The sequence below is a fragment of the Maricaulis sp. genome (genome assembly GCF_017642925.1).
In the GTDB taxonomy this organism is placed as follows: domain Bacteria; phylum Pseudomonadota; class Alphaproteobacteria; order Caulobacterales; family Maricaulaceae; genus Maricaulis.
On the sequence record NZ_JAEPOL010000007.1, the window covers coordinates 28,504 to 46,220 of the forward strand.

Annotated in this window: 19 protein-coding genes and 2 riboswitches; of the genes, 12 read left to right on the top strand and 7 right to left on the bottom strand. The window is 64.7% G+C overall.

Translation table 11 applies throughout. The features are described 5' to 3' along the window. Positions 1 to 13 precede the first annotated feature (13 nt). Entirely contained in the window at positions 14 to 592 is a 579-nt protein-coding gene (locus JJ918_RS07200; protein WP_271187340.1) for a GNAT family protein, read from the top strand. Continuing rightward, positions 589 to 1,725, top strand: coding sequence for an EAL domain-containing protein (locus JJ918_RS07205; RefSeq protein WP_291885162.1), 1,137 nt, complete (start codon positions 589 to 591; stop codon positions 1,723 to 1,725). The genes JJ918_RS07200 and JJ918_RS07205 overlap by 4 nt, the downstream gene beginning before the upstream one ends. Here the strand turns inward: JJ918_RS07205 and JJ918_RS07210 are convergent. From JJ918_RS07210 to JJ918_RS07220, 3 genes are read right to left on the bottom strand one after another with little or no spacing between them, the layout of a single operon-like run. Beyond that, positions 1,722 to 2,471 carry a sulfite exporter TauE/SafE family protein gene (locus tag JJ918_RS07210; RefSeq protein ID WP_291885164.1) on the bottom strand — a complete coding sequence of 250 codons (750 nt, stop codon included), beginning with the start codon at positions 2,469 to 2,471 and terminating at the stop codon, positions 1,722 to 1,724. The genes JJ918_RS07205 and JJ918_RS07210 overlap by 4 nt on opposite strands. Positions 2,472 to 2,483: 12 nt before the next feature. Then, entirely contained in the window at positions 2,484 to 2,909 is a 426-nt protein-coding gene (locus JJ918_RS07215) for a PaaI family thioesterase (RefSeq protein ID WP_291885166.1), read from the bottom strand. A 34-nt stretch (positions 2,910 to 2,943) separates the two neighbouring features. Further along, on the bottom strand, positions 2,944 to 3,531 hold the full coding sequence (locus JJ918_RS07220; RefSeq protein ID WP_291885168.1) for a YqgE/AlgH family protein: 588 nt from the start codon (positions 3,529 to 3,531) through the stop codon (positions 2,944 to 2,946). Positions 3,532 to 3,629: 98 nt separating this feature from the next. Between JJ918_RS07220 and JJ918_RS07225 the strand changes: the two genes are divergently transcribed. The 5 genes from JJ918_RS07225 to JJ918_RS07245 all read left to right on the top strand — a co-directional run bounded on the left by JJ918_RS07225 (position 3,630) and on the right by JJ918_RS07245 (position 9,282). Further along, positions 3,630 to 4,112 (top strand): peroxiredoxin, encoded by a 483-nt coding sequence (locus JJ918_RS07225; protein WP_291885171.1) that lies wholly within the window; start codon positions 3,630 to 3,632, stop codon positions 4,110 to 4,112. A gap of 75 nt (positions 4,113 to 4,187) precedes the next feature. After that, positions 4,188 to 5,132 carry an SPFH domain-containing protein gene (locus JJ918_RS07230; protein WP_291885174.1) on the top strand — a complete coding sequence of 315 codons (945 nt, stop codon included), beginning with the start codon at positions 4,188 to 4,190 and terminating at the stop codon, positions 5,130 to 5,132. Positions 5,133 to 5,159: 27 nt separating this feature from the next. Further along, a complete protein-coding gene (locus JJ918_RS07235) occupies positions 5,160 to 5,654 on the top strand; it encodes an NfeD family protein (protein ID WP_291885177.1) in 495 nt (164 codons plus the stop codon). Between the two features lie 104 nt (positions 5,655 to 5,758). Then, positions 5,759 to 6,103: an energy transducer TonB gene (locus JJ918_RS07240; RefSeq protein ID WP_291885180.1), complete on the top strand. Its 345-nt coding sequence runs from the start codon at positions 5,759 to 5,761 to the stop codon at positions 6,101 to 6,103. Positions 6,104 to 6,324: 221 nt separating this feature from the next. Continuing rightward, positions 6,325 to 9,282, top strand: a complete 2,958-nt coding sequence (locus JJ918_RS07245; RefSeq protein ID WP_291885183.1) for a PAS domain-containing protein — start codon at positions 6,325 to 6,327, stop codon at positions 9,280 to 9,282. Here the strand turns inward: JJ918_RS07245 and rnhA are convergent. From rnhA to ispH, 3 genes are read right to left on the bottom strand one after another with little or no spacing between them, the layout of a single operon-like run. Continuing rightward, positions 9,279 to 9,716 (bottom strand): ribonuclease HI, encoded by a 438-nt coding sequence (rnhA, locus tag JJ918_RS07250; protein ID WP_291885186.1) that lies wholly within the window; start codon positions 9,714 to 9,716, stop codon positions 9,279 to 9,281. The genes JJ918_RS07245 and rnhA overlap by 4 nt on opposite strands. Then, positions 9,713 to 10,132 carry a DUF1801 domain-containing protein gene (locus JJ918_RS07255; RefSeq protein ID WP_291885188.1) on the bottom strand — a complete coding sequence of 140 codons (420 nt, stop codon included), beginning with the start codon at positions 10,130 to 10,132 and terminating at the stop codon, positions 9,713 to 9,715. Before JJ918_RS07255 ends, rnhA begins: the two co-directional genes overlap by 4 nt. Before the next feature lie 11 nt (positions 10,133 to 10,143). Further along, positions 10,144 to 11,091, bottom strand: coding sequence for a 4-hydroxy-3-methylbut-2-enyl diphosphate reductase (gene ispH, locus JJ918_RS07260; protein WP_291885192.1), 948 nt, complete (start codon positions 11,089 to 11,091; stop codon positions 10,144 to 10,146). A 152-nt stretch (positions 11,092 to 11,243) separates the two neighbouring features. Between ispH and JJ918_RS07265 the strand changes: the two genes are divergently transcribed. The 3 genes from JJ918_RS07265 (at position 11,244) to JJ918_RS07275 (ending at position 14,039) form a co-directional block, all read left to right on the top strand. Then, on the top strand, positions 11,244 to 11,807 hold the full coding sequence (locus tag JJ918_RS07265; RefSeq protein WP_291885194.1) for a hypothetical protein: 564 nt from the start codon (positions 11,244 to 11,246) through the stop codon (positions 11,805 to 11,807). 4 nt (positions 11,808 to 11,811) lie between these two features. Continuing rightward, on the top strand, positions 11,812 to 13,578 hold the full coding sequence (gene argS / locus JJ918_RS07270; RefSeq protein WP_291885197.1) for an arginine--tRNA ligase: 1,767 nt from the start codon (positions 11,812 to 11,814) through the stop codon (positions 13,576 to 13,578). A 71-nt stretch (positions 13,579 to 13,649) separates the two neighbouring features. After that, positions 13,650 to 14,039: a hypothetical protein gene (locus JJ918_RS07275; protein ID WP_291885199.1), complete on the top strand. Its 390-nt coding sequence runs from the start codon at positions 13,650 to 13,652 to the stop codon at positions 14,037 to 14,039. A 97-nt stretch (positions 14,040 to 14,136) separates the two neighbouring features. Here JJ918_RS07275 and JJ918_RS07280 read toward each other — a convergent pair whose 3' ends face one another. Then, positions 14,137 to 15,651 carry a serine hydrolase domain-containing protein gene (locus JJ918_RS07280; RefSeq protein ID WP_291885202.1) on the bottom strand — a complete coding sequence of 505 codons (1,515 nt, stop codon included), beginning with the start codon at positions 15,649 to 15,651 and terminating at the stop codon, positions 14,137 to 14,139. Positions 15,652 to 15,906: 255 nt separating this feature from the next. Further along, positions 15,907 to 15,996: riboswitch (glycine riboswitch) on the top strand. A gap of 3 nt (positions 15,997 to 15,999) precedes the next feature. Then, positions 16,000 to 16,111, top strand: a riboswitch (glycine riboswitch). A 60-nt stretch (positions 16,112 to 16,171) separates the two neighbouring features. Here JJ918_RS07280 and gcvT point away from each other — a divergent pair. Together gcvT and gcvH are read left to right on the top strand one after the other, a co-directional pair. Beyond that, positions 16,172 to 17,269 carry a glycine cleavage system aminomethyltransferase GcvT gene (gene gcvT / locus JJ918_RS07285; RefSeq protein WP_291885205.1) on the top strand — a complete coding sequence of 366 codons (1,098 nt, stop codon included), beginning with the start codon at positions 16,172 to 16,174 and terminating at the stop codon, positions 17,267 to 17,269. A gap of 74 nt (positions 17,270 to 17,343) precedes the next feature. Beyond that, positions 17,344 to 17,709 carry a glycine cleavage system protein GcvH gene (gcvH, locus tag JJ918_RS07290; RefSeq protein ID WP_291885207.1) on the top strand — a complete coding sequence of 122 codons (366 nt, stop codon included), beginning with the start codon at positions 17,344 to 17,346 and terminating at the stop codon, positions 17,707 to 17,709. The last annotated feature ends 8 nt before the right edge of the window (positions 17,710 to 17,717 follow it).

Below are 17,717 nucleotides of genomic sequence, written 5' to 3' on the forward strand. Positions count from 1 at the left end.
GGAGAATGGACTGGTGGCAGTTTGGCGCGAAACCCCGTGGGACGATCCGCTGATCGGCGAAGGCATCCGGCTGCGCATGCCGCAGCTGGAGGATTACGAGGCCTGGGCCCGCCTGCGCAGCGCAAGCCGTGCGCACACGGAGCCGTGGGAACCGGCCTGGACCCAGGACGAGTTGTCCAAGGGGGCCTTCCGTCGCCGTATCGAACGCTATGACGCCGACCGCAATGCCGGCACGGGCTATCCCTTCTTCGTCATGCGCGCCCGCGACAATGTGCTGCTGGGTGCCTGCAATCTGAACAATGTCCGCCGCGGCGTGCTGCAGAGTGCGGATATCGGCTACTGGATCGGCAGCCCCTATGTGCGCCAGGGCCACACCCGCGCCGCGGTGCGCCGTGTCCTGGCCTTTGCCTTCGACGAGCTGCGCCTGCACCGGATCGAGGCGGCCTGCCAGCCGGCGAACACGGCCTCCCGCACGCTTCTAGAGGCTGTCGGCTTTACCCATGAAGGGCTCGCCCGCGCCTATCTGAATATCGCCGGGGAGTGGCGCGACCACGAGCGCTACGCCATCCTCTCAACCGATCCGCGGTCATGACGGGCACCGGCTTCGAAGCGGGCGCACGGGCGGCCGGTGCGGTTGCCTTCGCCTGCGACACGGCTGCGGGCCGGGTGCGTTTTACAGGTGATTTCGCCCGCTTCGGTCTGGATGCAGCCGAGCTGGCCTGGACCGGTTTTCTCGATCGTCTCGGCCCGGCCGACCAGTCGCGCCTGACGGCGGCGCTGGAGCGCGAGCACATTGATATCCGCCTGCGACTGATCGGTGACAAGGGGCAGCTTGCCTATGTCCGCCTGCTCGGCCGCCGCAATGGCGAGGGGCGGGTCGAGGGCCTGATGACGCCCGCCGGGAGCACCGCCGACGGTGCCGGCCGGATCAGCGAGGAACATGCGCTGGCAAACGGTGTCGGGAACGGGGAGGTGCTGGCCTGGTACCAGCCGGTGATCGATCTTTCCACGGGCCGGCTGGCGGGGTTCGAGGCGCTGGCGCGCTGGGAGCGCCCGGGCGTGGGCGTGCTGGCGCCGGATGATTTTCTGGACATGGCGCAGGATCTCGATCTGCTTGAGCACATCTCCGACCAGGTGCGCAGCAGTGCTGTCGCGGACCTGTCGTCCTGGCGTACCGCTCATGTGACATCCGGCACTCTTTTCGTAGCCGCCAATGCAACAGTTTCCGAACTTGTCGACCCGGTTTTCTGCGACCGCCTGATTGCGGCGGTGAAGGAGGCGCAGCTGCCGGACGGGGCGTTCAAGCTGGAAATCGCGGAAACCGAGATCATGCGCGATCCGGAGCAGGCGGCGGGCGCGATGAAGCGTCTGTCCGAGGCGGGGATTGCCCTCGCGCTGGATGATTTCGGCACCGGCTATTCCTCGCTCGCGCGGCTCGACATGCTGCCCTTCGACGTCGTCAAGATCGACCGCTATTTCATCCGCGCCATGACCGCCGACGAAAGTGCGGGAACGGTCGTGAAATCGGTGATCCAGCTGGCGACGCATTTCGGGATGAAAGTCGTGGCCGAGGGTGTCGAAAGCACCGAGGCTGCGGATCGGTTGCGCGAGATGGGCTGCCAGTTCGTGCAGGGCTATCGCTATGCCGGCGCCCTCTCGCCGGATGCGGCGGCTGACGCTGTCGCCAACGGTATCGCCGGGCGCTTTGCGGCGCCGGGCGTCTAGGCCAGGGCGCGCAGTGTGAAGATCGCTGTCATTATGCCGCCCGTCGCGATGATCACCCCGCGCACCACGCTGTCGGGCAGGGCCCGCGCCAGCGGCGCGCCGAGATAGCCGCCGGCGGTCGCTGCGGCCATCATCGCCAGCGCCGGCGTCCAGGCGACCAGTCCGGCCAGCGCAAAGGCGGCAACCGAGATTGCCGAGACGATCAGCGAGATAGCAGTCTTCAGCCCGTTCATCCTATGCAGGCCCGTCATGCCCTGCAGCGCAAACAGCGCCAGCAGCATGATGCCCAGCCCGCCATTGAAATAGCCGCCATAGACACAGACCAGAAAAAGCCCGGCCGCGCTGGCGAGCGGGCCGGCGGCGGTGGTGCCAGCCAGCCGGGCCCGCAGGGTGTCGCCGAAAGCAAAGGCGAGGGTGGCGACAAGCATCAGCGCAGGGATGATGCGTGTGAAGGCCGCGTCGGGCGTGACCAGCAGGAGGCCGGCACCGGCGAGACCTCCGGCCAGCGCCGTGCCGGCCTGACGCAGCAATTGCGCACGCGGCAGGGTGCCGAGTTCGCGGCGATAGCCGGCCATGCCGCCGGCATAGCCCGGCAGGACGGCGACCGCGCTGGTCGCATTGGCGGTGACAGGCGGCATGCCGGTCAGCACCAGTGCGGGGAAGGTGAGGAAAGTGCCGCCGCCGGCCAGCGTGTTCAGAACACCGGCGGCGAACGCGGCGGCGACGAGAATCAGGATGTCGGGCATGGCGCCGGCAGCCTAGCGTTCGCGCAGCCGCTTGATCGTGCCGGAGAAGTTCAGGCAGGGCTTGCCCTCGGCCGTGACCACTCCGCGCACGAAGATCAGCGATCCGCCGGCGCGCAGCACCTCGCCGCGGGCCTCCATGTAGTCGCCCTCGCGCGCACTGCCGAGAAACTCGGAGGTAAAGGCGACCGTGACGCCGTAGCCGGACGGTCCCATCTCTTCATGCGCGATGCCGAAGAGGGCAAAGTCGGCGAAGCTCATCAGGCAGCCGCCATGAATAATGCCCATGCCGTTCAGCTGCTTCTTCTGCACCCGGAAGGCACAGACCGCCTCACCCTCGGCGTGGCGATAGAAGAAGGGGCCGGCGGCCTGCTCGAAAGGATCGGTCGGCCAGTAGTGCCAGCCGGCGAATTCGCCGCTTTCAACGATATGCGCATTCATGAGTGGGTCTTTTCGCTAGGGGAGGCCCGGCGGCTCAGGCGTGGCCGGATATCATGGAGAGGTGTTCGGGCGTTACGCCGATCAGGTCAAGGGCGGCCTCCCACTTGCCGGCATCCTCGGTGTCGAAGATCAGCCCTTCGTCCGGATCGGTGACCAGCCAGGCATTGGCCGCCAGCTCGTTCTCCAGCTGGCCGGCGCCCCAGCCGGCATAGCCCAGCGCCATCAGGCTGCGCCGCGGCGGATGGTCGGACGCGATGGCTTCAAGCACGTCGCGCGTGGCGGTCAGCAGGATGCCGTCGCATACGGGCAGGGTGGAGTCCTCTGCGTGGAAGTCCGTCGAGTGCAGGACAAAGCCGCGATCACGATCCACCGGACCGCCCAGCAGGACCGGCCGGTCAGGCGCGCCCTTGCCGCCCGCGATGTCGAGCTGCTGAAACAGCTCGGGCATGCGCAGGCCTTCGACCGGTTTGTTGATGACAATGCCCATGGCGTGATCGGCGGCGTGATCGCACATCAGGATCACGGCGCGGTCAAAGCGCGGATCGCCGATGCTCGGCGTGGCGACGAGAAGCTTGCCGTTGAGGAAACTCTCGTCCACATCTGTGTCGGTCGCACGGTCCATGGCCGCCATGTTCGCCGCAAAGAGGGGATGCGTCCAGCCAGGTTCCCGCTATCTTGCCGTGCGTGTTTACATGAATACTAACTCACAGGAGAACTGACATGACCCTTTCGGTCGGAGATCGCCTTCCCGAAGCCAGCTTCATGACGATGACGGCGGACGGGCCGACGAAGCTGTCGATGGACGATGTGTTCGCGGGCAAGACCGTGGCGCTGTTTGCAGTGCCGGGCGCCTTCACGCCGACCTGCTCGGCCAAGCACCTGCCGGGCTTCGTCGAAAAAGCGTCCGAGATCAAGGCGAAGGGCGTCGATACGATCGCCTGCGTGTCGGTGAACGACGTGTTCGTCATGGACGCCTGGGGCAAGTCCCAGAATGCCGGCGAAGACGTGGTGATGCTGGCCGACGGCAATGGCGAGTTCGCCAAGGCTGCCGGCCTGGAAATGGACGGATCCGGTTTCGGCATGGGCACGCGCTCGCAGCGCTTCTCCATGATCGTGAAGGACGGCGTCGTGTCCGAACTGAACGTCGAGGCACCCGGCGAATTCAAGGTGTCATCCGCTGACCATATTCTCGGTCAGCTCTAGGGATCTGCCCTGGACCGGCCCGGGCGGCATGGCGCCGCCCGGCCGCCGGCAAGACAAACAAGAAAGGGGTTCCGCATGGATTTCGGTCTGATCGGTATTGGCGTTTTCTTCCTTTTGGCGCTCTTCATCATCGCTTCGGTGATCAAGACGGTACCACAGGGGCGTGAGTTCACGGTCGAACGCTTCGGACGGTTCACGCGGACCCTGAAGCCGGGCCTCCACTTCCTCGTGCCCTTCATCGACTCCATCGGCTACAAGATGAATATGCGCGAGCGCGTGCTGGACGTGCCCAACCAGGATGTGATCACCCGCGACAATGCGACGGTGTCCGTCGATGCGGTCGTGTTCATCCAGGTGCTCGATGCACCGCGCGCGGCCTATGAGGTCGACAATCTGGAATTCGCCATCATCAACCTGGCCCTGACCAATGTGCGGACCGTGATCGGCGCCATGGACCTGGACGAGACCTTGTCCAAGCGCGACGAGATCAATGCGCGCCTGCTGGGCGTGATTGATGCCGCCACCAATCCCTGGGGCGTGAAGGTCACCCGGATCGAGATCCGCGACCTGTCGCCGCCCGTCGACATTACCGAAGCCATGGCGCGCCAGATGAAGGCGGAACGCCTGAAGCGTGCCGAGATCCTCGAGGCGGAAGGCGCCAAGCAGTCCGCCATCCTGCGCGCCGAGGGCGAAAAGGAAGCGGCCATCCGCGAGGCCGAGGGCCGCAAGGAAAGTGCCTTCCTGGACGCCGAGGCCCGCGAGCGTGAAGCCGAAGCCGAAGCCAAGGCGACCCAGCTGGTGTCCGACGCGATCGCCAAGGGCGATGTGTCCGCCATCAACTACTTCCTGGGTCAGAAATATGTCGAGGCCTTCGGCAAGCTGGCGACCAGCGAGCAACAGCGCACCGTCATCATTCCGGCCGAGTTCTCCAACATCATCGGCACGATCACCGGTGTGGGCGAGCTGGGCAAGGCGGCGCACGACGCCATCAGCGAAGCGACCCGCAAGGGTCAGGGCTGAGCAGACAGGCGATAGGAGGTTTTTGTCATGGATATCCTCTTTTCAGTCTTCGACCGCATGAACATGTGGGCCTGGTGGGCGATTGCCGGCGTCATCCTGATCGCCGAACTGCTCACCGGCACCACCTACCTTCTATGGCCGGCGGCCGCGGCTTTCCTGACCGGTTTTGTCGCGATGGAGGCCTTCGGTATCAGCTGGCCGATCCAGCTGGGTGTGTTCATCGTTCTGACCCTGCCGCTCCTCTGGGCCGGCGACCGCTGGGTGCGTCCGGCGCTGAAGTCGGGATCGGACAGCGGTCTCAATGACCGGTCGAGCCGCATGGTCGGACAGCGGGTGACCGTGGTTGGTGCTTTCTCGGCAGGACAAGGGCGAGTGCGTTATGGCGATACGGAATGGTCGGCCCAGACGGCAGACGGGTCCGATCCGGAAGCCGGTGCGCACTGGTTCGTGACCGAAGTTCGCGGTGTGATCCTGACGATCGCCCCGGCAGCGGCCGCATCCGATGCGCAGGCCACTGCATAAAGTTTCGGGTTCGATCAAAATTTAGGGATTCCGGAAGCGAGGTGGCAAGACACAGGCCCTAAACGTTCGCTCGCAAACGCACCTAACCTCGCTGAGTGAACACCATGAACAAGAACATCCTCTCCGCCTGCCTGTGCCTTTCCATGATCGCTGCTCCGGTGGCCCTGACCGGCGCTGCTGCCGCTGCCGACGCGCCGGAGCGCGAAGCGATCGAGCGCGTTGCCCCGGAATATCCGCGTGGCGCCGAACGCCGCGGTATCGAAGGCTCGGTCCGCGTGACCTATTCGGTCGCCCCGACCGGTGAAGTCGTCAATGCCGAGATCGCCGAAGCTACGCCGGCCGGCGTGTTCGACCGTGCCGCCCTGTCGGCCATCGAAGCCTGGCGCTTTGCGCCGGCCGCGACCCAGACCGACGGTCATTCCTACGAGCTGGAATTCCGTCTGAACTAGTCTCCGCCTTCGGGGGACGGCAAAGCCGTCCTGGGGCCGCGGCATCACTGCCGCGGCCCTTTGTCTTTGCGATTCGAAGTATTTGTTGCAATGCAGCGAATATTCGTATTCGAACGCAAGTGCACAATATCCGCCTTTAAATCCATCGTAACGCGCAGATCCTAGACTTGCGGAAAATTGGGGCGCGCAATAACAGGCCGCCCGCTTGTCCGGGGGTAGGATTGGCTGACCGTCACAGCACACCAGCACTGGAAAACGCCGATATCGCGACGGCCAATGAAGTCCTCGCCGCGATCGCACGCGTGCAGAGTGTATTCATTTCCGGCGAGGGCGCCGAGCGCGAAGCGTTCGACGATCTGCTGGAGACGGTGCTGCGCCTGACCAAGAGCGAGTACGGCTTTATCGGTGAAGTGCTGCAGGACGCCGGCCGGCCCTATCTCAAGACCTGGGCGATCACCGATATCTCCTGGAATGCCCAGACCCGCGAGTTCTACGAGACGAATGCGGCAAACGGTCTGGAATTCCGCAATCTCGACACCCTGTTCGGCTACAGCCTGAAGACCGGCGACCGGGTCATCGCCAATACGCCGGTGGAACATGCTGCAGTAGGCGGATTGCCACCCGGGCATCCGCCGCTCAACGCCTATGCCGGTATTCCGCTTCACTCGCATGGCGAGTTCGTTGCCCTTCTGGGTCTCGCCAACCGGCCGGATGGATATACGGATGCGGCGTTGAAGGATATTTCACCGCTGCTGCAGACCATCGGCGATATCATCTATGCACGCCGCACTTCCCGCGACCGGGACAATGTTCTGCAGCGGCTGGCTGAGTCCGAGCGCCGCTTCAGCCTGGCCATCGCCGGCATGACGGCCGGCATCTGGGAAGTCGATCTCGTCAACAACGAGCTGTTCACCTCGAACCGCCTGCTCGAGATTATCGGCCGTCCGCCCAGTGCCGAGGATCGCGGCACCTATGCCCGTGACGGTCTGGACCTGCTGCTCTCGCGGATCCATCCGGACGACCGGACGCGGGTCCACGAGGCCCTGCAACACGCCTGGACGACCTGCGAGCCGCTGGAGATTGCCTACCGTTTCCAGCATGCCGACGGGCACTACTTGCATCTGCATGTGCGCGGACAGGCCCAGCAGGACATGTCCGGATGCGCGATCCGCATGGCCGGTTCGGCAGAGGACATCACCGAAAAGATGCGCCTCGTCGATGTTGAGGAGCGCACGCGCGCCCGGCTTGCCGCCGTCACCGAGCTGAGCGGGATCGGCAGCTGGGAAGTGGATCTTGTGACCGGCGCTGTGGAGTGGGACGCAACCACCCGTCGGATCCTCGACGTGTCGCCGAATCACGAGATCACGCGCGAGGATCTCATCTCCTTCATCGCGGAAGAGGCGCGCGCTGACGTCCGCACGACCGTTGACGGATTTATCGGCGATCTGGGCAGCTGGGACATGGAAGTCCCGATGGTCACGGCCGCCGGCCGCCGCATCTGGGTGCAGGTGGTCGGCAAGCCGGTGATTGCCGATGGCCGGGCGATCAAGCTGATCGGGTCCTATCGCGACGTGACGGAACGCCGCTCACGCGAGGCGGAGATGGCGACCCTGTCGAGCCGTCTGTCCATGGCGCTGGAGGCCTCGGCGGTGGGCGTCTGGGAATTCGGCATCGACACACCTCACTTCTGGTGGGACGAGGCCTGCAACCGCATCTTCGGGCGCGAGGGTTTCGATGAGGAGATGACCTTCCAGAAGTGGCGCGAGTGCGTGCACCCCGAGGACTTCCATCAGGTCATGGCGGTTGTCGACGAGGCGATCGAAAGCGGCGGACCGGCGATGTTCGAATACCGCGTCATCCTGCCGGACGACAGTATACGCCATGTCCGCGTGAGCGCGTCGATTGTCCGCCGCTATGACGGGAGCCGGGTTATCTCCGGCACCAATTTCGACATTACCGACGATGTAAACACGGCCCGCGAGCTGGACCGCCGCCGCAAGGAGGCCGAACAGGCCAACGCGGCCAAGTCGCAATTCCTGGCCAATATGAGCCACGAGATCCGCACGCCGCTCAATGGCGTTCTGGGCATGGCGCAATTGCTGAAGATGACGCATCTAGACGGGGTGCAGGCGAACTATGTCGAGACGCTGCAATCCTCCGGCCGGGCATTGCTCAGCCTGATCGAGGACGTGCTGGATATCTCCAAGATCGAGTCAGGGGTGGCTGAAGCGGCCTTCGAGCCGTTCGACCTGCACGACATGGTTGCCGACGCGCTGCGTGTGGTCGAGCCGATGGCGCGCGAGAAGGGCCTGGCCGTCGGTTGCGACATGGCGGCCGACATTCCCGCCCGGGTCGGGGGTGACGAGGCGCGGCTGCGCCAGGTGCTGATCAACATCGCCGGCAATGCCGTCAAGTTCACCGATGCGGGCCATGTCGACGTAAGAATCTACCGAACAGAGGGCGACCGGATCCGGTTCGAGGTCCAGGACAGCGGCCCGGGTATTCCGCAAGACCGGCTGGAGCATGTCTTCGACCGCTTCGCCCAGGTCGATGCGTCCGTGACGCGCAAGCATGGCGGCTCCGGGCTGGGCCTGACCATCTGCCGGGAAATCGTCCGGCAAGCCGGCGGCGAGATCGGGGTCGACAGCCGTCTGGGCGAGGGCGCCTGCTTCTGGTTCGAACTGCCGCTGCCGGAAATGGCCGCTGTCGAGGACGAGGACGTGCGCAAGGAGCGGCCGGCGCTGCCGGTGGCGCCGGGCCGGATTCTCGTGGTGGACGACGTCGAGACCAATCGCGTCGTCGCCGCTGCGCTGGTGCGCTCGCTGGGTCACGAGGTGGATACCGCCGCTGACGGGCTGGAGGCGATCGAAGCCCTGGCGAACACGCCCTACGACGCCGTGCTGATGGATATCCAGATGCCCGTCATGTCCGGCGAGGACACCATCATCCAGATCCGCAGTTCGAGCGAACGCTGGGCCAATCTACCGGTCTTTGCCGTCACGGCTGATGCCACGGCCGGTGCGCGCGAGCGCTATCTCGATATCGGTGCCACGGACTATCTGTCCAAGCCGCTCGATCTGGAAAGCGTGCGCCGTGTGCTCGATGCGGCCTTGTCTGCCGAGCGGGAATCTGCGGAGCCGGGCAGTGGCGAGACCGGCGGCCGGGCCGCAGCCGGCTAGCGCGCTTCGGCGAGACCCTCGCGGGCGAGCTCGTCGGCCCGTTCGTTCTCGGGGTGGCCGGCATGGCCCTTGATCCACTGCCAGTCGATATCGTGCTTCTGTGTCAGCGTGTCGAGGCGCTGCCAGAGATCGACATTCTTGACCGGCTTCTTGCCGGCGGTCTTCCAGCCGCGCTTCTTCCAGCCGTGGATCCATTTGGTGATGCCGTCGCGCAGATAGACGCTGTCGGTGACCAGCTTCACTGTCTGGCCGGGACGCTTGAGCGCTTCGAGCGCCTGGATCGCCGCCATCATCTCCATGCGGTTATTGGTCGTGTCGCGCTCACCGCCCTTCAGCTCCTTGCGGTGGCCATTCCATTCCAGGATGGCGCCCCAGCCGCCGGGTCCCGGATTGCCGGAGCAGGCGCCGTCGGTGTGGATCACGATCAGGGTCATTCGGGATATTTTTCCGCCATGTCGGCCAGGCCGGCCCGGATCAGCTCTTCGAGCACGTCCAGATCGACATCGGCCAGCTTGTTGATGTTGAGGCAGGACTTGCCGGACTTGTGCTTGCCCAGGCGGGCAAGGATGGCACTGTGATCGGAATAGCCGGGCATGATGTAGACGGCCATGTTCGCCTTGCGGGGCGAGAAGCCGGTGCGCATGAAATCGCCTTCCCGGCCGCTGTCATAGCGATAATGGTATTGTCCGAAACCGATGATGGCCGGGCCCCACATCCTCGGCTCCTCGCCGGTAATGCGGGTCATCATGGCCAAGAGGGTTTCCGCGTCGGCGCGCCGGACCGGATGCTCGATCGATGCGATGAAGTCTGCGGGGGAAGCGCCGGTCGGCTGCGTCTTGTTCTCGCTCATCGCAAGTGTCCTCAGGCCACGGCACGCGGCAGTTTGAACACGACGTCTTCCTTGGTCACGCTGACATGCTCGACGGTCACATCATAGCGCTCGCCGAACGCTTCGATCAGACCCTGCACGAGGTCCTCTGGCGCCGAAGCGCCGGCCGTGATGCCGACGCTGGCAATCCCGGCCAGCGCATCCCAGTCGACATCGGCGGCGCAGGAGACCAGTTCGGCCCGCGGCGCACCGGCGCGTCTGGCGACCTCGACGAGGCGAACGGAGTTGGACGAGTTGGGCGCACCGATCACGAAGACGATGTCTGACCGCGAGGCGACCGCCTTCACGGCATTCTGGCGGTTGGTGGTGGCGTAGCAGATGTCTTCCTTGTGCGGCGCCTTCATCTGCGGGAAGCGCGCCTGCAGCACCTCGACGATCGCCGACGTGTCGTCCACAGACAGCGTGGTCTGGGTGACAAAGGCGAGTTGTGCCGCGTCGCGCGGGGTGAAGCTCTGCGCGTCCTCGACGGTTTCCACCAGGGTGATGGCGCCGTCCGGCAATTGTCCCATCGTGCCGACGACTTCGGGGTGGCCGGCATGGCCGATCAGCACGATCTCGTCGCCATTGGTGAAGTGGCGCTGGGCCTCGACATGGACCTTGGAGACGAGCGGGCAAGTGGCATCGACATAGATCATCTCGCGCCGCTGCGCTTCTGCCGGCACGCGCTTGGGCACGCCATGAGCGGAAAACACCACCGGCCGGTCGTCCGGGCACTGGTCCAGCTCCTCCACAAAGACGGCGCCCATGGCTTCCAGGCGTTCGACGACATGCCGGTTATGCACGATCTCGTGGCGCACATAGACCGGCGCGCCGAAGCGCTCGAGGGCGCGTTCGACGATCTGGATCGCCCGGTCCACACCGGCGCAGAAACCGCGCGGCGCGGTCAAGAGAAGGGTGAGTGGCGGTCGGGGCGCGCTCATCGGCTCGCAATCTCCTTCAGCGATGCCGTTGCGGAAGCCGCATGTGCATCGTATGACCGTCCTAACAAAGTGCCCGGCCGCTATCCAGTGGCGGGGTCCGTTTCCAGGACAGGTAGTGCACAATGTATTTCACTCGGGCGTTCTCCAGTCACGTGCGGTCCATCGCCGCCCTCGCTGTCACAGCAGGCCTGCTGAGCGGCTGCCAGTCGGTGTCCGATGCCCTCTCGTCGCCGGAGCCGAATGCCGGACCGTGCCCGTCGGCCCTGTCGCTGTACGAAGCGCAGCGCCTGGTCGAGCTGGAAGGCGGCGAAGTGGCCTACGAGAATGTCGGCTTTACCGGCGAGATTCTCGCCGTGCGCTCGCTGTGCAGCTATTACGGCGAACGTCCGATCCTGGCGAATCTCGAGATCGATATGGGCTTCGGCCGCGGTCCCGCCGCACGCGGCGATGCGCGCACCTATGAGTATTTCGTCGCCATTACCCGCCGTGACTACGACGTGATCCACAAGGAAGTCTTCCCGATCCGCGTCGAATTCGACGCCGGTGAGGACCGCGTCTACCTGACCGAGGAGATCGACGCGATTTCGATCCCGCGGGCAGACGAGGGTACGTCGGGCGTGAACTTCGAGATCATCGTCGGCTTCGAGCTGACCCCGGAACAGATCGCCTTCAACCGCTCCGGTCAGCGCTTCCGCGTGGCAGCCGGCCAGGACTAGAAACATGCCTTCGATTGCCGAACAGCTCAGCCGTGTGCTGGGCGACGCGTTTGCTTCCCTCGAGCTTCCGCGGGAGCTGGGCCGTGTCACCCCGTCCAAGCAGAACCCGGAACGCTTTCCCTTTCAGTGCAATGGCGCCATGCCGGCGGCCAAGCAGGCGGGCAAGCCGCCGCGCGAGATCGCCCAGGCCGTGCTGGACCGGATCGCCGGTGATGCGCTGATCGAAAAGGCGGAAATCGCCGGACCGGGCTTCATCAACCTCCTGCCGGCCGCCGCGGCGATCAATGCCCGCGCTGCCGAGATCGCGTCGGATGACCGCGCCGGTGCGCCGCAAGTTTCCGAACCGCGCAAGGTGATGATCGATTTCGGCGGGCCGAATGTGGCCAAGCCGATGCATGTCGGCCATCTGCGCTCTTCTGTGCTGGGCGACAGCCTGCAGCGCCTGTTCCGCTTCCGCGGCGACACCGTGATCTCCGACATCCACCTCGGCGACTGGGGTCTGCAGATGGGCCACCTGATCACCGAGCTGGAAGAAGAACAGCCCGATCTTCCCTATTTCGACGCCGCGATCACGGAGGGCTACCCGTCCGAACCGCCGGTCGATATCGAGGATCTGGCGCGGCTCTATCCGCAGGCCTCCAGAAAGGCCAAGGAAGATGCCGACCGGCTGGCAAAGTCGCGCCGAGCAACGGCCGAGCTGCAGGCGGGCCGGGCCGGCTATCGCGCCCTGCTGCGCCACTTCATCGACGTTTCCGTTGCGGCGCTGAAGAAGGATTTCGGCGATCTGGGTGTCCATTTCGACCTGTGGAAGGGCGAAAGCGACGTTAATGATCTGATCGACGGGCTGGTGGCCGACTTCAAGGCACGCGGCGTGGCCGAGGAAAGCGAGGGCGCCTGGGTCGTCCGGGTCGCCCGCGACGGCGACAAGAAAGAGCTGGCGCCGCTGATCCTGGTGACGTCGGAAGGCTCTTCGCTCTACGGCACGACCGATCTCGCCACCATTCTCGACCGCAAGCAGTCGGTCGGCCCCGACCTGACGCTCTACGTCGTCGACCTGGCGCAATCGGACCATTTCGAACAGGTCTTCCGCGCCGCCGACAAGGCCGGCCTGGCACCGGAAGGATCGCTGGAGCACGTCAAGTTCGGCACGGTCAACGGCACTGACGGCAAGCGTCTGCGTACGCGCGACGGCGGGACTTTCCGCCTGGCCGATCTGATCGCCAGCGCCATCGAGCGGGCGGACCAGCGCCTCAAGGAAGCCGGTCTCGCCGCCGATGTCGGTGCGGAAGAGCATGACCGGGTGGCGCGCATGGTGGGCCTTGCCGCGATCAAGTTCGCCGACCTGCAGAACTACCGCACGACCAACTATGTCTTCGACCTGGATCGTTTCACCAGTTTCGAGGGCAAGACCGGTCCCTACCTGCTCTATGCCGCGGTGCGGGTGAAATCGCTGATGCGCCGGGCGGCCGAGGCGGGGGTCGAGCCGGGGCCGATTTCGGCCGAGGCGGCCGAGGAGCGCGATCTCGTTCTGGCGCTGGACGCCTTCGGCGCGGCGCTGGAGCAGGCCTGCGAGAACCGGGCGCCCAACGCGATCTGCGACCACGCTTTCACGCTGGCCCAGGCCTTCTCGAAATTCTATTCGGCCTGCCCGATCCTGTCGGCAGAGACTGAAGCCGTGAAGCGTTCGCGTCTGGCGCTGGCCGAAGCCACGCTGAAACAGCTGGAGCTGTGTCTCGGCCTGCTCGGCCTGGAAGCGCCGGAACGGATGTAGCGCTCTCCCCCGAACGGGGGAGGTTGCCCGCACGGCAATCGGTTAGGGTGGTGAAAACTAGGAGTTTTCACATGATCCTGACCGTCCTAGCCGCGCTTCTCGTGGCGTCTGAACCTTCGACCTTCTCCGGCGATCCGGCGGATCACTCTGCCTGGATGCAGCATGCCTGCCGAATCCAGCAGGTCGACCGTAGCGGTGGTGTGCCCGAGGATCACGACGCGTTCTGTTCCTGTCTCGATAGCTATCTGCAGGAGAACGCCAGCCCCGAGGTCTACCGCCTCTTCGCACTCGGCTCCCAGGGCGCCATCCAGGACCGCTCCGTACTGCCCGACTGGGAGGCGGCCCGCGATACATCTGCGGCCGAGGCGGCAGCGCTTCCTGCTGAGGAGCAGGCTGGCCTGATGGGGCTTCTGCAGGGCGGCCTGGGTACCTGTGTGAGCTATTCCTATCAGGGCGATTGACCGGGCGCGGATTAATCGCCCTGGCAAGGCGCAGACAGCTTGAGCTCAGCCTCCTCCTTGCCGCTTGAAGGCGCCGGAACGGATGTAGAGGCCGTTGTTATTGCGCAGCGGTTTCCAGTTCGGCGATACGGGTCCGGGCATTCTCGCACCAGCTACATCCGCCGTCGTCCGGCGCGAGCGCCAGCGATGTGCGGAAGGCCGCCAGCGCCGCCTCGGTATTGCCCAGTGCGAATTGTCCCTCACCGAGGCTGTCGTACAAATTTCCATCGCCCGGGAAGAGCGTGGTGTTCAATTCGAACAGGGCGACAGCCCAGTCTCCGCGTTCTTCACTCAGCAGATGAAAGCCGACCCGGTTGAGAATGCGGCGGTCGCTGAGCGCGCGGCTGGTCATCATTTCCAGGTGCGCGGGCAGTTCGGTGACCCGTTCAACTGGCTGGCTCTGACTGAACTGGTTGATCAGCGTATAGGGCGAGGCGTGAACCGGGGTGGCCTCGTAGGCCGGGTCTACCAGCATGCGACGCACCACCGCGCCCATGCGATCCACGGCGGGGCGGCTTTCATTGGTCCAGTGCATGATCAGAATGTCATCTGCTGGATAGCGGCGGATCGTGGCATTGAAGAGCCCGTTCGAGCCGGCGTGATTGACGGGCATCCCCTCGGATCCGGTTTCCACGATCCAGCCATAGCCATAATGGTCCGGGTCTCCTTCTTCCCACCGGATGTGCGGCGCATGCATCTGTGCGGTGGACTCCGCTGACAGAATAGTGCCGTCCTGCAGCGCGCGATGCCATTTGCCCATGTCGACAAGCGTTGTGTAGAGGCCGCCATTGCCCAACATGTGCCAGGAGACTTCCTCGTCCCGCCAGCGATCGATGAAGCTGCCGATATCCGCCTGTTCGGGGTCCAGGAAGCCATGGAAATACATGTGCGCCAGGTCCTCATCATCCCAGTCGCGCAGGCGGTAACCGGTCTGGTCCATGCCGGCCGGGTCCAGCACAGCCTCGATCAGGAAATGTTCGTAATCCATGCCGCTGACGTCCTCGATAATCGCGGCGAGAACGGTGTAGCCGCCATTGCTGTATTCCAGCGACGTGCCCGGTTGTCGGCTCAGCGGACTGGCGAACAGTGCGGCAAAGAAATCCTCGCGCGACTTGTAGGGGCTGTGATCGCTGCCTTCATAACCGCCGGTATGGTCCGACAGGCCGGACGTGTGCGTCAGCAGCTGGTGGATGGTGATGCCGGTCTTGTCGGCAGGCAGATCGGCAAAATACTGATCCAGTGTGTCGGATACGCTCAGCTGGCCGCGCTCCTGGAGCACGAGTATGGCCGCCGCGGTGAACTGCTTGGTCAGCGAGCCCATGTCGAACACGCTTTCAGGCGTTGCCGGATATTGGGCGCCACGATTGGCCAGTCCGTATCCGGTCGAAATGAGGGTTTCATCACCGATCGTGACCAACAGGCCGCCGGCCGAACCAACCGCCTCTGCCGTGGCGATATAATCCGTGATGCGTTGCTGTGTGTCCTCGTTGATCGTAACGATCTGGGCGAATGCGGACGTGGAAATGAGTGACGTGGCCGCCAGAAGACTGGCAGCGAAAATCTTGAAAGGCATGAATATATCCCGAGCTAGTTCGTGGTTGGGATGCGGGCTGGGTGCGATTCGGATGCAATCGGGGTTCAGCGGGCTGCAGTCGCCGCACCCTGTCTGGGGGCGCAGTGTTCTCCCCATCCAGTACCGGCCTGTCCCTGTCCTGTTACGGCGGGTTACGCCCCACGAATTAACCGCCTTGTGACATTGACTCTTCGCCATGGATTCATAGAGTCCGCCGCAATCGCGAGACGGGCGCAGTGTGCGTCTTGCGGGACCAAACTCCCCGCGGGAGAGACCGGCGAATAAGCCGGCGCCGAAGGCGCAACCGCCCCGGAAACGCTCAGGCCGAAGGACCGCGGGAGAGATAAACGCTGGAAAGTGGATGGGGTTCGCCTTCATCCCACCGACGGAGCAAGCGACTTCCGCCGTGATCGGACGGCATGAGGAAGGTCGCGGAATCTCTCAGGTTATCGGGACAGCGGGGGCGAAGGCTTGCAGGCACACGGGCTTGCAGGATCGCCCCCATGCAAGGACCCGATCGATGACCGGCACGCTTTTCAAGACACCCCTTCACGCGCTCCATGTCGAGCTGGGCGGCAAGATGGTGCCGTTCGCCGGCTATGACATGCCCGTCCAGTATCCGCTGGGGATCATGGGCGAGCACAAGCACACGCGCGAAAAGGCCGGCCTGTTCGACGTCTCTCATATGGGCCAGGCCCGCTACATCGGCGATGAAGCGGCGCTGGAAGCACTGCTGACGGCGGACCTGTCGGCGATCAGCGCCGGCGAACAGAAATACACCCTGCTGCTGAACGAGACCGGCGGTATCCGCGACGACCTGATGGTGTCGCGTCCGGACGGGGAGGGGATTTTCCTCGTCGTGAACGCAGCCACCAAGGACAATGATTTCGCGCTCATCGAGAACGCGACGAAGGGCAAGGGTACGCTGACCCGCATCGAGGACCGCGCGCTGCTGGCGCTGCAGGGCCCGGCGGCGAAGGATGTGATGAAACGCCTGTGCCCGGACGCCTGCGAGATGGTGTTCATGCAATGCGGTGCCTTCACGCTGGACGGCACGCACGTGCTGATCTCCCGGTCCGGCTATACCGGCGAGGACGGGTTCGAGATCTCCATTCCCGAAGACGATGCGGAACGGATCGCCCGCCTGCTGCTCGACCAGCCGGAAGTCGAGGCGATCGGTCTGGGCGCGCGCGACTCGCTGCGTCTGGAAGCCGGGCTTTGCCTCTATGGCCATGACATGGACGAGACGCGGACGCCGGTCGAAGCCTCACTGATCTGGGCCCTGTCGAAGACACGGCGCGAGCGCGGGGATTTCCCGGGCGCCGACGTGATCGCGGCGCAGATCGATGCGAAGACCTGCCAGAAGCGGATCGGCCTCACCCTGTCCGGCGCCCCGGCGCGCGAGGGTGCCGAGATTGCGTCCAAGGACGGCACCGTGATCGGCATCGTCACGTCGGGCGGCTTCGGCCCGACCGTGAACGGTCCGGTCGCCATGGGCTATATCGACCGCGACTTCATGCAGCCCGGCACCGAGGTCGACATCCTCGTGCGCGGCAAGCCGCGGGCTGCGAAAGTGGTGAAAATGCCGTTCGTGACGGCGAATTTCTATCGGGGCTGATGCTTTGGGCCGGGCAACCGGACGGGCAGCTGCCAGGCGTTATTCAGGCTTTTATTCTGGGGCAGGAGACAATCATGACCACCCGCTATACCGAAGACCATGAGTGGATTTCTCTCGACGGCGACATCGCCACGATCGGCATCACGGCCTATGCGGCCGGCCAGCTGGGCGACGTGGTTTTCGTGGAACTGCCGGATGTCGGCAAATCCCTGAAGAAGGGCGACGAGTTTGCCGTCGTCGAATCCGTCAAGGCAGCCTCCGAGGTCTATGCTCCCGTGGATGGCGAGATCGTCGAGATCAATGACGCGCTGGAGAACGAGCCGGCGAAGGTCAATGAAGACCCGGCTGGCGACGGCTGGTTCGTGAAGATCAAGGTGTCCGACACGTCCCAGCTCGACGGGCTGATGGACGAGGCTGCCTACAAGGATCACACGGCCTAGGAGGCCTT

Coding starts and splice junctions, on each gene's coding strand:
- JJ918_RS07205 (WP_291885162.1), top strand. CDS start 589: ATGACGGGCACCGGCTTCGAAGCGGGCGCACGGGCGGCCGGTGCGGTT.
- JJ918_RS07210 (WP_291885164.1), bottom strand. CDS start 2,471: ATGCCCGACATCCTGATTCTCGTCGCCGCCGCGTTCGCCGCCGGTGTT.
- JJ918_RS07215 (WP_291885166.1), bottom strand. CDS start 2,909: ATGAATGCGCATATCGTTGAAAGCGGCGAATTCGCCGGCTGGCACTAC.
- JJ918_RS07220 (WP_291885168.1), bottom strand. CDS start 3,531: ATGGACCGTGCGACCGACACAGATGTGGACGAGAGTTTCCTCAACGGC.
- JJ918_RS07225 (WP_291885171.1), top strand. CDS start 3,630: ATGACCCTTTCGGTCGGAGATCGCCTTCCCGAAGCCAGCTTCATGACG.
- JJ918_RS07230 (WP_291885174.1), top strand. CDS start 4,188: ATGGATTTCGGTCTGATCGGTATTGGCGTTTTCTTCCTTTTGGCGCTC.
- JJ918_RS07235 (WP_291885177.1), top strand. CDS start 5,160: ATGGATATCCTCTTTTCAGTCTTCGACCGCATGAACATGTGGGCCTGG.
- JJ918_RS07240 (WP_291885180.1), top strand. CDS start 5,759: ATGAACAAGAACATCCTCTCCGCCTGCCTGTGCCTTTCCATGATCGCT.
- rnhA (WP_291885186.1), bottom strand. CDS start 9,716: ATGACCCTGATCGTGATCCACACCGACGGCGCCTGCTCCGGCAATCCG.
- JJ918_RS07255 (WP_291885188.1), bottom strand. CDS start 10,132: ATGAGCGAGAACAAGACGCAGCCGACCGGCGCTTCCCCCGCAGACTTC.
- ispH (WP_291885192.1), bottom strand. CDS start 11,091: ATGAGCGCGCCCCGACCGCCACTCACCCTTCTCTTGACCGCGCCGCGC.
- argS (WP_291885197.1), top strand. CDS start 11,812: ATGCCTTCGATTGCCGAACAGCTCAGCCGTGTGCTGGGCGACGCGTTT.
- JJ918_RS07275 (WP_291885199.1), top strand. CDS start 13,650: ATGATCCTGACCGTCCTAGCCGCGCTTCTCGTGGCGTCTGAACCTTCG.
- JJ918_RS07280 (WP_291885202.1), bottom strand. CDS start 15,651: ATGCCTTTCAAGATTTTCGCTGCCAGTCTTCTGGCGGCCACGTCACTC.
- gcvT (WP_291885205.1), top strand. CDS start 16,172: ATGACCGGCACGCTTTTCAAGACACCCCTTCACGCGCTCCATGTCGAG.
- gcvH (WP_291885207.1), top strand. CDS start 17,344: ATGACCACCCGCTATACCGAAGACCATGAGTGGATTTCTCTCGACGGC.